Origin of the sequence: Clostridium sp. UBA871, from assembly GCF_002295255.1 — a bacterium.
In the GTDB taxonomy this organism is placed as follows: Bacteria; Bacillota; Clostridia; order Clostridiales; family Clostridiaceae; genus Clostridium_J; species Clostridium_J sulfidigenes.
In genome coordinates this window covers 254,521-267,873 of sequence record NZ_DBFV01000007.1, presented here as the reverse complement: position 1 = coordinate 267,873, position 13,353 = coordinate 254,521, and the positions used below count along the sequence as shown (strand labels likewise).

Sequence of the window (13,353 nt, the reverse complement as noted above, 5' to 3'; positions counted from 1 at the left end):
CATATTGAAATGATTAAAGGAAGAACTCTAGAAATAGGGTTCTTTTTATTTATGTAAAAATGGAACATTAACATGAATACTTAATAATATAAATAAAGTGTGCATTGATATATGATTTATTTAAGTTTGGAGGATAGCAGCATGAAAAGAAAGATTTACAATGTTTTATCTAATATGATATTACGTGGAGATAACGCCTCTAGAGGGAAAGCAAAGAGCGGTATTTCAAGAGAACTTCCCTATGAAGTTGAAGTTATTGCTGAAAATTTATATGTACCTTGGGCCATAGATATAAGCAATGAAGGTAAATTATATTTTACAGAGCGGTCTGGAGCAGTTAGAATTATTGAAGATGGCAAACTTCTTCCACAACCACTGATTAGATTTAGTGCACCCTTTGTAAGCCAAGGGGAAGGGGGATTGATGGGAATTGTATTAGATCCAAATTATTCTCAAAACCATTATATATATGTTATGCATTCATATGCAGAAGGTAATCAACTTCACAATCGTGTTGTGAGATTGATTGAAAATAATAACAAGGCATCTATTGACAGAGTGCTTATTGATAAAATTCCTGGTGGGCGGATTCATAATGGAGGTAGGATAAAGATAGGGCCGGATGGAAAATTGTATATTACAACGGGGGATGCAGGTAATTCTGCATTGGCACAAAATATCACAAGTACAGCAGGGAAAATACTGCGAATAGAATTAGACGGTAGTATTCCTGAAGATAATCCAAATGTAAATTCACCTGTTTATAGCTTAGGTCATAGAAATCCTCAGGGTTTAACCTGGAATTCAAGAAATATATTGTATGCCTCTGAGCATGGGCAGACCGCTCATGATGAAATAAATATTATACAGCCAGGAGCTAATTATGGATGGCCTCTGGTTCAAGGAAATGAAGACTCTAAGGAAGTTATAGTGCAAAAGCCATTAATACACAGTGAAGAAGAAACGTGGGCGCCTTCTGGTATAGCCTTTGTAGAACAAGGAGCGTTGCAAGGGAAATTACTAGTTGCTACTTTACGTGGCGAACAACTACTTACTATTTCATTGAATGGAAAAGGAACGAAAGTAAATAGCGTAGATTCATGGTTGAAGAATAGATATGGGCGCTTACGTGAGATTATTCAGGGGAAAGATGGATCGATTTACCTAACAACAAGTAATAGAGATGGAAGAGGTAATCCTAATATAGGTGATGATAGAATTATTCGGATTATTCCAATTAGGGGGAGCAAGTAAAAATCAGCATAAGATTTACAATAATTATAACTCTTACCTTGATAATGTGATATATATTTTTGACTATTGCTGTACAGTGTGTTTACCTTTATATTAGAAATTTTTGCTAAAGTCTATTGACACAAATTATAAGTGATAATATAATATTTATATGAACATATGAATAAGTATTCATATGAGTAATATTAGTAAAGAGTAATTTTAAAGGTGGGAATAATTATGGGGTTAATAGAGATAGTTTCATTTGCATTACTATGTATATTTGGTATTTCATATATGGGTAAACTAATAATATTATCAAAGAAAAACAACATTAAAGCTAATGTTTTTGGTAAAGGTACTAAAAGTAAAGAAAGTCTTATTATTGAAAGGTTTCTAAAAGCAATGACTTTTGCAGGGATTGGGATTTGGACTATTAGTGCTTTATTTCCATCATTTACAGAAAAGTGGTTTGTTGGACTTGGGAAAGGCTTTACAGTAAGCATTATTGGAGTGGTTATTACATTAATAGGAGTTTCACTCTTTATATTGGCTATGGTTTTCATGAAAACTTCTTGGAGAGCTGGTATAGATAAATCAACAAGAACATCACTTATAATTTCAGGACTTTATAGATTCAGTAGGAATCCAGCCTTTGTTGGAATGGACTTGATGTTTATTGGAGCTGCAATTACCTATGCAAATCTTATTATCGTAATTGTAGGTTTATTAGTTGTAGTTGGTATACATCTACAAATACTTCAAGAAGAAAATCATATGGAAGAAGTATTTAAAAAGGAATATAATGAATATGCAAATAAAACACCAAGATATCTATTATTTTGAGAAATATAAGTATATTTGGTGATAAAGAGGAATAAGATTAATGTTATCATTCAGTTATATGGAGATTAGAGGAATCTAATCTTTTTTTCATCTATATAAGTCTTAATTATTATATGTAAGCGATTGTAAAAAAAACTATATTGTTATACAATTATAAAGGATTTAACTAATAAGGGGGAGAAATGATGAGAAAAATACTATCAATGATAACTGGTGGATTATTAATTTTAGGATTAGTAGGATGTAGCTCTAAAACTGTAGAGATACAAAATGATGCAGCAAGTAATCCGCCAACGGTTACAGAGGAAAAACCTATAGAGGAAAAGAAAACAGACACAAAAGTTACCTATGAGAATTTTTTGAAAATAAATATGGGTGCTAAATATGATGAGGTCAAAAATATACTTGGAGATGGAAAAGAAGAAAGTTCATCTGAGGTAGCTGGGATTAAAACCAATCTATATTCTTGGAATGGTTCTGGTATAAGTAATTTGACCATTACCATGCAAAATGATGAAGTTACGGCAAAGGCTCAAGCTGGATTAGAAAGTATGGATGCAAAAATAACATTAGACAAGTATAATCAGGTTAAAGAAGGAATGACATATGATGAAGTTAAAGGTATATTAGGTGAGGGACAAATACTTTCTCAAACAAAAATTATGGATATGGAAGCTATAATCTATGCATGGATAAATAAAGATGGCTCAAACGCTAACTTTACTTTTTCAGATGGAAAACTAGAAATGAAAGCTCAATTTAACTTAAAATAGTATTTAATTTATGATATAAATCTAAAGGTATATGAATTGAAACAAATATAAATAAAAGACTAGGGAAACCTAGTTTTTTATTTATTTTAAGGGTTGAGTTTATGCAAATAAATTTTAAAAGAGGATATTGTTTATTTATTTTAGATACTCTAAAGTTTCTTCAACAGGCTTATGATTGAATTTACTAAATAAAAGAAACTTTTTTATTTATATATGAACAAAAAGTAGAAATTCTTATATTATGTAGTATAAGGTCTCACTAACTATAGTTTAATTAGATAAAAATGGGGGAAATGTTATTATGAATGACAATAAAATAAATGCAAATAACAATAGATGTGTAGGAAACTCTTGTGCAACAGATTCTTGTGCAACTGTTACTACCCAAGTACAATCACTAACTGAACAACTTCCTGTAACTCCGATTGTTATTGCACCTGGACCTGCATTTGTTAAGATTCCAGTTGTGTTAGCAGAAGTAAATATAACCATTCCGGTTGAAGCTACTATCACACTAGACCAACCAGCTATAGAAATTAAACGAATTAGAAAGAATGTATATTTAACTCAATCCCGTATTATTCCATTTTCTCAAGATGATCAATTTAATACTGGAATACTATTTATAGCAGGTTTTATAAGAAAGAATATTGAGTATGCAACTAAAACTTGTAGGACAGCTGGAACTCCAAATGTTTGTGGAGATATAAGACATTGTACAGTTGAAGTACCTTTTAATTTCACAACAAGAATTGCTTTCCTTAGACCACCAATTTTTATTGAAAATAGCATTCCGAGTGAATTAGAATTTTTTACAGATAAACTTCAAGGTTGCGATGCTTGTTCAGATAGAGTAATTGGACGTAATCCTTGCGATCAGAGCTCCTTCTTTACAGAGTTCTTTAACGAAAAACCTTTTACTGAATTAGTAAGAGCGGATATTGCTGAAGTTGATATTCACACAAATCCAACTATAAATTGCGCAGTTCCTACAGAGCAAGTATTTACTCAACTTACAGAAAAAGTAGTAGTAAATTTAACACTAAAAGTATTACAAGAACAACAGGTAGAAATTACAGCAACAGAAGCAACACAAGCAACATGCAGGAATTAAATTGAAAAATTAATCTTATTTAAATGATATATTGCAGACCTAAAGCTTACTAAGAGAGGTTTTGGGTCTGTTTTTAAGAGAAATATTATCTTTATCAAGCATTACAATACTTAATATAAGCTTCATCGGAAGCATGAGATATCTTTATATCATGAATCCATAGCAATGTTTTTCCTTTGGATGTTTTGATTGGCTTTGCGATTCAATTATAACAGAAAAAAAGGGGGCATTGATATATATATAGTTTTAAAAAAGAATTAGTGTAAAAAACTTTACACTAACAATTAGATAGATAAGGAGGAAATCTTATAATGAATGATAGCCCAAAAAATACAAGTGATTATGAATGTGTAGCAGATCCTTGTGCAACTATTACGTCTAAAGTACAATCATTAACTAAACAAATCCCTGTAACACCTGTTGTTATTAAATCTGGACCTGTATTTGTTAAGATTCCAGTTGTATTAGCAGAGATAAACATAACAATTCCTGTTGAAGCTACTATCACATTAGACCAACCAGCTATGGAAATTAAACGAATTAAAAAAAATGTATTTTTAACTCAATCTCGTATTATTCCATTTTTTCAAGAGTGTGCACCTGATACTGGAATACTATTTATAGAGGGGTTTATAAGAAAAAATATTGAGTATGCAACCAAAACTTGTAGTATAATTGAAAGTCCAAATGTTTGTGGAGATATAAGATGTTGCACAGTTGAAGTTCCTTTCAATTTTACAACAAGAATTAATTTTATTAGAGAACCGATTTTTATTGAAAATGACATTCAGAGTGAATTAGAATTTTTTACAGATAAACTTCAAGGTTGCAATGCTTGTTCAGATCCCGTAATTGGACATAATCCTTGTGGTCAGAGTTTTTTCTCTACAGAATTCTTTAATGAAAAACCTTTTACTGAATTAGTAAGAGCAGATATTGCTGAGGTTGATATTCATATAAATCCAACTATAAGTTGCATAGTTCCTGCAGAACAAATATTTACTGGATTCACAGAAAAAATAGTAGTGAATTTAACACTAAAAGTCCTACAAGAACAACAGGTAAAAATTGCAGCACTATAATTATTAAATAATATAAATATAAAAGTGTAACATTGCTAAATGAATATAAGTGTAAAAGCTTTTATTACTTGATAATATTAAACAGGCCTAAAATCTACTAAGAGAGGTTTTGGGCCTGTTTTTAAGAATAGATAAATATTCATTAGTTTGTATTGTAATTGAATACCACAATTTAATTCCTATTAAATGGAAGAAAAATGTTTTGATAAGGCATGTTTATTTAAAATAATGGATTAAGACATGATTTATTATTACCTTAGTCCATTTTTATCCGATGACTACCCGCTCTAATACTCCCATCTTCTTCAAAGTGGGAGTAAAGAGCGGTTACGACCCTGGATAACGATTTCTAACCTTCAGAGGGAGTAAAAAACTCCCTCTGAAGGTTAGAAATCTGTTTATGTTTATATTATCTGTATCAAAATACTACCTTATTAATAAATGAACATCTTTACTCATAGATGAAAGTAGTATATATTATTATAGTTACTATTTTACTTAGGATAAGAGAACTAAAATTATTTTACTGATGAAAAGAAGAGGGTAAATATGAGATTAGATAAATTTTTAGCAGGGTCATTCGTTGAGACACGTAAAAAGAGTAGGGATTATATTAAAGAAGGTAAGGTTAAAGTAAATGGGGAAGTGATAACAGAGCCTGCAATGGAAATTAAGGAGAGTACCGATATCATTGAGTATCTTGATAAAGTAGTTGATTATAGAGAAAAGGTGTATTATATGTTTCATAAACCTACAGGATGTATTACTGCAAGAAAGGATGCTGATAATAAAACAGTCTTTGATTTTTTTCATGAGGATAATATAAAGGGGATATTTCATGTTGGAAGATTAGATAAAGATACAGAAGGATTATTGCTTTTTACCAACGATGGTGATTTTGATCATCAATTAATGTGTCCGGAAGGGCATGTCGAAAAGAAATATTTCTTTTGGGCATTGGGTTCATTAGATGACGAAGATAGAGATAGATTAGAGAATGGAATTTCCATTGGAGAAGGTGAAGCATTAACAAAGCCTGCTAAAATTGAAGTGGTGAAATGTGGGAACTATGAAGAGTTAGAACAGGAAACTGATATTGGAAAGTTCTATAATATAGAATCAAAACATTATAATCAGCCTATTGTCTGTGGATATCTTACAATTTCTGAGGGACGTAAACATCAAGTTAAGCGTATGTTAAAGGCAGTTGGTTGTTATGTGGTATATTTAAAGAGGATTTCTATTGGGGAGTTAACCTTAGATGAAACCCTTGAAAAAGGCCAGTATCGAATGCTAACAGAAGAGGAAGTTCACAAGTTAGTGTAAAAATTATAATTTTTGGAGATAGATATAAAAAAATAACTATAAGGCAATTGTTAACTCATGTATCAGGTATGCCAGATGAAGAGGATTATGAATGGAATAAGCCTCAATATAATGAAGATGCTTTAGAGAGGTACGTTAGAAGCATTAGTGGAAGAGAACTTATGTGGAAGCCAGGAGAAAAATTTGCCTATAGTAATATTGCTTATGAGATTTTGGGAAATGTTATTGAAAAAGTTTCAGGTATGTCTTTTGAGAAATATATGAAAGAAAATATTCTCAATGTTGTACAAATGAAAGAAAGCAATTTTTTCAAACCTTTAGTTTCAAAGGAGCTACTTACAAGTCCTCATGTCTTAGATATCAAGAATGGCTATGGTGCCACGGTTAGTGAAGTTTTTCCTTATAATCGTGCACATGGTCCAAGCTCTACGTTGTATTCTAATGTAGTTGAAATGTGCAACTACGCTATTGCTAATATGAAGGTCGGAAAATTTAAAGGAAATAAAATATTAGAAGCCCATAGTTATTTAGAACTTTGGAGAAAATATGCCTTAACAGGTTGGGGTGGTTATACTTCGGAAATTGGATTGGCATGGTTTTTGGGAGAATATAAAGAAAATAAAGTGAGATCTCACAGTGGTATGGATACAGGATTTAGAAGCAATTTAATAATATTACCAGAGAGAGGTATTGCAGTTGTTGTTATGATTAATTCAGATTATATTGGAACTAAAGTTTTATGCGAGAGTATTTTAGATATACTTTTAGGAGAAGAAGTTGAATATATAAAAAGATCACTTGCTAGTCATATAGTAAGAACAATGTTTAATAATAATTCTGAAATTGCATTACAGGAGTATTATACAATAAAGGAAAATTCCATTGAAAAATATCTTGTGTATGAGGATGAATTTAACGCTATTGCTTATAACTTGTTGGAGAGAAAAAGAATTAAAGAGGCAATAGATGTGCTCAATTTATCAATAAAAATATTTCCAGGATCAGCTAACCTTTAGGATAGTTTAGTAGAAATGTACTTATGTCAAGGTAATAAGAAGCAAGCTTTAGCGAGTTATAAGAAATCTTTTGAGTTGAATCCTAACAATAAAGAAGCTAAGAAAATAATAGATGAATTAAGTTAAATAGATAAAAAGGGAGAGTAGATAAGTTTGTGTAAACACAAATTTATCTACTCTCATTTTGATTGATGAGAGGGTACGTATGTCCAAAAATTTAGTGTATATTCTCTGATTTTGTAAATCTTATTTAGAAGTTTTGATTATTAACTTCTTTTATATATTCTTTTTACAGTATTTAAACCTTCTAATATTTCTATTTTTGAGAAATTACAACTGATGAGTTTATCTTCAGTCCATTTACTTATTTCTTCATAAAAGAATAGTGCTAGTTCTAAGTTTCTAGGGGATTTATGAGAATTGATAGCTTCAAACAGCATATTTTCAGCTTTATTGATTTCACCTTCAATTATATATTTTCTAATCATTATTTCCAGTAGCTGGTCTTCTGCAATAGTAATATCATCACTGTTTTCATCAATACTACTTTCTATAGCACTTTTCCCTTTAAATATAGAAGCTACTGCTTGTAAGGCTGTTTTTATCATTTTTATACATTTATAAAGTCACTCCTTATTTTAAATTAGTATGGTTAAAGGAATTATATTCTTAAATTTTATACAGTCACTCTAATAATTTATATTAACAGATGTTACTTTATTTTTGTATATATTTATTATATCACAAGAAAAATGTAAGTATTTATATTTGATTGGATCTTTAGTTGTTATTTCAATGTTTAGACGTATTCATAAAAAGTATAATTAGGAGGGGCGTGTTTTGGTATATCTGTAGACAGCAGCTCAATATAAAGGACTACTTGTCTACATAAGTAAAGAAATATTCAAGGGACATTCTGGGGACCGGCTCCATAATTGCTTGTATATATTTGGAACATTGATATGCTTATATTAAGACTATTGAAAGGAAGCGATAAATATGAATGAAATTTTTGATATTTCTTATGATGAGGTTGAAGTTATCAAGAACTTATGGGAAAAAAACAGACAGTATCATGAAAATACTTCAGAATACTTTAAGGAATCCTATAGGTTTATTAGCTTTGAGGAGAGAATCAAAGATTTTGAGAGCCAGACAATAAAAATTACTGTTGCCAAAAGTGATGATGGATATATTGGATATTGTATATCAACGATAATTGATGGAAAAGGAGAAATTGATTCACTTCACGTTGATGCGCATAATAGAGGAAGTGGCATTGGTAAGAAACTTGTAATTAAGCATATGGAGTGGTTGAAAGAAAATAATTGCAAAGTAATTGGGGTAACGGTATCACAAGAGAATGAAACTACCATAGGGTTTTATAAGAAACTTGGATTCTATCCCAATACCTTATATATGCAACAACGTTAATATAGAATAAGGGTGTTACTTTGATTACATCTTTAGTTGTTATTTTGCAATTGACAAAATATTCATAAAAAAGTATAATTATCAAGGTAAACAGTTATTTACTAATAATATTTTATGAAAGGAGATGTTTTTAATGAATACAAGTAAAAGGGTGATTTTAGTATAAAACTTAAAATGGGCTTAAATGTAACTTTAGACATAGTCTATTATTTGTGTTGCATTTTTGCGGGAGTAGTTAACCTTTCATAATACTGCCTATAAAGGATAAGTAACGCGACAGGAAGGTCGTGTTTTTTGTAGCCGTAGATAGTAGCCAAGTACAAAGGGTTGATTGTCTGCGGTATCTTTATGTCCATTTTTAAGGAAAAAATAATGTGGAGGCTATATATGAATAGAAAATATACAGATGCGGAACTTAAAAGAGCACTAGACATGGTAGAAGAGGGGTACTCTTTCTCAGAGGCCGCAGTGGCAAATAATCTTAATAAAAGTATTGTAGCAAGAGAGATGAGAAAGAGAAAAAATGAAAAAGCTGGACAGCATATAGATGATTATAGAAGGAAGTTTCAAAATGATATAAACAATACCAAAATAGAAAAGGAGATAAAAAAATGATTAGAGAGATAGAAGTAACCAATATGGAAGACTCAGATATAAATAAGGCGAAAAAGATATGGGTTAGACAATTTGAACTATATTGTGATAATAGTGAATTTCCATTACATTGGAAACAAGATACAGAATTATTAGAAAAGTTTCTTGTTGAAAGAATTAAAAATCAAAGTGCAGTTGTAGCAAAGTTAGACAACAGGGTAGTTGGATTCTTGGCATATGATGAATTTCCTTTCAATGGAGAGAATACAGTGTTTTGTCCAGCAATAGGACATTCTGCTATTGAAGAATACAAAGAAAGTGTATATTTAAAATTATATAAAAGTATATCACAGGAATGGATTAATAAAAATATTTTTAATCATATGTGGACAATATTTTTTAATGATATAAATTTAAAAAACATATTGTTTGATTTAGGATATGGGTCATATTTGATAGATGCATTTAATGATTGTAATATTGAGTCTGGTGAAAAATCTATGTGTGATATTAGAAAAGCTACCATGGAAAATGCTAATGTTTTATATGAGCTTGTAGAAGAATCCAATGAATATTATGCGTCTGCACCATTATTTCTTAAGAGAGACAGGTTTACTAAAGAAGAGATTGAAGAAATAATATTAAAAAGAAATGTGTTTATTGCATGGCACGAAGATATTCCGGTGGGATTTATTAATTTAAGTATTGCTGATAACAATAACTTTATAGATATGTCTATAAAAAAATGTGGTTTAATCGACGAAATTGGTGCTTATATAAAATTAGAATATAGAAATAAAAAAATAGGTATTGAGCTATTGAAAATCGTCAATGATTATTGCAAAGATTTTAATGTACCATATATTCATGTTGATTTTGAAACAGCAAATCTATATGGTAATAAGTTTTGGAAAAAGTATTTTACACCAATGTTATTATCTATGAGAAGACCAATTAATAAAGATATAAATGATAGATAAATTTTAAATGTGCACAATCAGAGGAACGCATCACAGAAACCCTTAACATGAAGAAGTTGTTTAAAAGTGCCCTGTAGCAGTTTATGAACTGTTAGAGGGCACTTTTTTGATTTATCCGATGACTACCAGCTCTAATTTTCCCATCTTCTTCAAAGTGGGGGAGTAAAGAGCTGCTACGTCCCTGGATAACGATTTCTAAAGCTTCAGAGGGAGTAAAAACTCCCTCTGAAGCAAAGAACTCTGTTTATTTTCGTTTCATATTTCTCATTACGCATTTAGTATCCTTATCTATTTGTAATGATTCAGTAATTTTTTGTAAAGCTTTGTTATAGGTCATATCATCCAAAGTATTATTTTTAAGAAATTTTATTGTTTTCTCTGGAAATTTTATATAACAGATAGATATGGCCCAAGCCACTGACATTTTAACATAATAACCCGAATGTTTAATGCCATCCAATAGCTTTAATATTTCATCAATATGATTATCATCTATATAATAGAAAAGAAGCATGACTACTCCAAAACGTATATGATACTCATGGGTATCTAGAATATAGGGCATCAAGTATTCCCACATTTCCTTTGGATATTGTTTAGGAAGTTTTAATCCACTACAAAAGCTATCGCATACGGACCAATTATCAATTTTACTAACAAAGCTTGTGATGTATGGCAATATATCAGAAAGCTCAGATTTTACATAACCAATGGTCATCCCTTGAAGCATAATCTCTTCAAAACTGTCATCTGATGCATTTTGCAAATAACCTTGCCAATCATCTTTTGCAAGTTTTTTAGCAATTTTTCGAAGTTCAGGTAAACGAACACCTAGGATGTTGTGAATACCAGGTAATAAGCCACTAGAAAATTTTTGATATTTAGGCTCTGCTAATATAGAAAGTTTTTCTTTAATTACATTATTTATTTCCATTTTTATTCTCCTTAGTTTTATAATTATATTTTATCATAGAGATTCCATATTATAATCTAAATAATAATATTTTTTTATAAGTCATTATTAATTTAGGTTATTTATGTAATATAATATACGGTTTAATCATCACCAATTTTCTATTCTAGCATATGATGTATTGAAAGTATAAAATAGATTAAATTTTATTACAGTTTTTCAAAAGGAGGAGAATTTATGTCCATTAACTTTAAGAAATTCATACCACGTCCAGGTCTTGTAAATAAGCAAGGACGTTTACCTGATCCTTCAGAGTTAGTTTGTATTGAAGTACCAAAGATTTTTGATCAATGCTTAATTAAAAGATGCCTTGTATATGGTGAAGGTCCTGACACGAATACAACAGATTGTGAATTAAGAAGCGATCCACTTATTGATCCTAAGAGATATATTGGAAGTAGAGACTTCAATGTAACACTGATATCTGTAGATAAGATACCAGTTAAAGGTAAGCGGGGATTCAAAAAAATAGTTCTAAATTATATGATTTCTTTCTATGCTGATTATATTGATTGCAATGGTATTACTAAAAGTGAATTATATGAAATTAACAGAACTGATGTAATTGGGAAGTTCTACTGTCCTGATTCAATAGCTCAAATTTCAGCTAGTTTTGTACCTGTTCAACAAGCACAAGATTTAGATTATAATATTATAAAACTTGAAATGGTTGCTGAAGCTCTTGATGGTGAGTTACTACAAGATCCAAATGGAGATGATGTTCTAGATATTACTTTGGGTTATTACATTGTTGTAAAATGTGAGCTTATTGTACAATTACTCATACCGGCTTATGACTACTGTCCAGTTCCAAAAGAATTATGTGAAGAAGAGCCTGAAGACCCATGTGAAAGATTTGATAGAGCTCCAGTTCCTAAGTTCTATCCAGAGCAAAACTTAGACCCATTATTCCCAGACTGTGACGATAATGATGAAGAGTACGATTAGTAAAAATTATAGAGTTTATTATAATAAAAAGAATACTTAAGGTTTTTACAGGTAAATGAGGAATGTAACTTAACTAAAATCAGTAGTTATGAAAGGTAATGATAGTTTTAAGTGTATTGCTATATTTTTTAATAAATTTCTATCTATCATCACCTTTTTCCTAATAAACTCATATATTATAATAAAAACACTTAATAAATAGGATAATACACTAAATTACTCATACAATTGATTTTATTAAAATTTATTTAATTAAAAGGAGGATTCTATTTATGAATTCAATGTCAAAAGATTGTTATAATCCTTGCAAACATGATCCTTGCAAGCATGACCCTTGCAAAAAGGAGATTAAAAAGGACAAACATTGCGCAACTATTATAAAATGTGGTACTCCTAGCGCAACCACAATCCCTGTAGCTACTGTAGCAGGCACAACATTTACTGTTAGCTCTGTTACTTTAGATAATTCTTGCTTGTGTAACCCAACAACTAAGTTAGAATTCGCAAGTAATCTTGTTGCTCCAGTTGCTTTTACAGGAACACTAAACTTTCAAGTATTTAAACTTTGTAAAGGTCAGATTACGCCAGTTCCTGTTGGACCTTCATGGACATTTGATTTAGTAGCACTACTTTCATCACAAACATTCTCATTCTTCGTTTGTGACTGTGATTCTTGCTTTGATGACTGCTGTACCTATACTGTAGTTGCAACGGTTACTAGTGCAGTTACTGTTGGTACTCTTAATATTAACAACGCAACACTTGGAGCAATATCAACATGTGGTAGAAATAATTGTTGCTAAAGATTAGTCATATATAAATCGATTAGTTTAGATAATTTTGATATATAAATAATTAAATTACTGATATTAATATTAACAAAGTCTCGGAGTGTGAATTTTCCATGCCGGGATTTTGTTATGTTTATATATAGGTTAGCGAATAATTGATATATTTCATTATTAGAAATAATTATATTCTTTATATTTTCATGAGCAATCACGAAACTTTAACCGTTTGAATATAATATATAA

General features: G+C 30.3%; 14 protein-coding genes. 12 read left to right on the top strand and 2 right to left on the bottom strand.

Going from position 1 to position 13,353, the window contains the following annotated elements; translation table 11 throughout:
* Positions 1–141: 141 nt before the first annotated feature.
* The 7 genes from B3086_RS11960 to B3086_RS11930 all read left to right on the top strand — a co-directional run bounded on the left by B3086_RS11960 (position 142) and on the right by B3086_RS11930 (position 7,390).
* On the top strand, positions 142–1,254 hold the full coding sequence (locus B3086_RS11960) for a PQQ-dependent sugar dehydrogenase (RefSeq protein WP_346846429.1): 1,113 nt from the start codon (positions 142–144) through the stop codon (positions 1,252–1,254).
* Between the two features lie 219 nt (positions 1,255–1,473).
* Positions 1,474–2,079: an isoprenylcysteine carboxylmethyltransferase family protein gene (locus B3086_RS11955; RefSeq protein WP_346893449.1), complete on the top strand. Its 606-nt coding sequence runs from the start codon at positions 1,474–1,476 to the stop codon at positions 2,077–2,079.
* A gap of 182 nt (positions 2,080–2,261) precedes the next feature.
* A complete protein-coding gene (locus B3086_RS11950; RefSeq protein WP_346893447.1) occupies positions 2,262–2,852 on the top strand; it encodes a DUF3862 domain-containing protein in 591 nt (196 codons plus the stop codon).
* A gap of 301 nt (positions 2,853–3,153) precedes the next feature.
* Positions 3,154–3,966, top strand: coding sequence for a CsxC family protein (locus B3086_RS11945; protein WP_346846432.1), 813 nt, complete (start codon positions 3,154–3,156; stop codon positions 3,964–3,966).
* 311 nt (positions 3,967–4,277) lie between these two features.
* Complete coding sequence (locus B3086_RS11940; protein ID WP_346846433.1) at positions 4,278–5,048, top strand: CsxC family protein; 771 nt, start codon at positions 4,278–4,280, stop codon at positions 5,046–5,048.
* Positions 5,049–5,597: 549 nt separating this feature from the next.
* Positions 5,598–6,374, top strand: coding sequence for a pseudouridine synthase (locus B3086_RS11935; protein ID WP_346893445.1), 777 nt, complete (start codon positions 5,598–5,600; stop codon positions 6,372–6,374).
* Between the two features lie 2 nt (positions 6,375–6,376).
* A complete protein-coding gene (locus B3086_RS11930; RefSeq protein WP_346880111.1) occupies positions 6,377–7,390 on the top strand; it encodes a serine hydrolase domain-containing protein in 1,014 nt (337 codons plus the stop codon).
* A 266-nt stretch (positions 7,391–7,656) separates the two neighbouring features.
* On the opposite strand, the gene B3086_RS11925 is transcribed toward B3086_RS11930, so the two are convergent.
* On the bottom strand, positions 7,657–7,998 hold the full coding sequence (locus B3086_RS11925) for a DUF6483 family protein (protein WP_346893443.1): 342 nt from the start codon (positions 7,996–7,998) through the stop codon (positions 7,657–7,659).
* 391 nt (positions 7,999–8,389) lie between these two features.
* Between B3086_RS11925 and B3086_RS11920 the strand changes: the two genes are divergently transcribed.
* The 3 genes from B3086_RS11920 (at position 8,390) to B3086_RS11910 (ending at position 10,398) form a co-directional block, all read left to right on the top strand.
* Positions 8,390–8,824 (top strand): GNAT family N-acetyltransferase, encoded by a 435-nt coding sequence (locus B3086_RS11920; protein ID WP_346879237.1) that lies wholly within the window; start codon positions 8,390–8,392, stop codon positions 8,822–8,824.
* Between the two features lie 387 nt (positions 8,825–9,211).
* On the top strand, positions 9,212–9,439 hold the full coding sequence (locus B3086_RS11915) for a hypothetical protein (protein WP_346880045.1): 228 nt from the start codon (positions 9,212–9,214) through the stop codon (positions 9,437–9,439).
* Entirely contained in the window at positions 9,436–10,398 is a 963-nt protein-coding gene (locus B3086_RS11910; protein WP_346880044.1) for a GNAT family N-acetyltransferase, read from the top strand. Before B3086_RS11915 ends, B3086_RS11910 begins: the two co-directional genes overlap by 4 nt.
* Positions 10,399–10,642: 244 nt before the next feature.
* Here the strand turns inward: B3086_RS11910 and B3086_RS11905 are convergent, their stop codons facing one another.
* Positions 10,643–11,326, bottom strand: coding sequence for a DNA alkylation repair protein (locus tag B3086_RS11905; protein WP_346846896.1), 684 nt, complete (start codon positions 11,324–11,326; stop codon positions 10,643–10,645).
* A 222-nt stretch (positions 11,327–11,548) separates the two neighbouring features.
* Here B3086_RS11905 and B3086_RS11900 point away from each other — a divergent pair, with 222 nt between their 5' ends.
* Positions 11,549–12,319 (top strand): hypothetical protein, encoded by a 771-nt coding sequence (locus B3086_RS11900; RefSeq protein WP_346893441.1) that lies wholly within the window; start codon positions 11,549–11,551, stop codon positions 12,317–12,319.
* Positions 12,320–12,591: 272 nt separating this feature from the next.
* Entirely contained in the window at positions 12,592–13,122 is a 531-nt protein-coding gene (locus B3086_RS11895; protein WP_346880043.1) for a DUF4489 domain-containing protein, read from the top strand.
* Positions 13,123–13,353 lie beyond the last annotated feature (231 nt).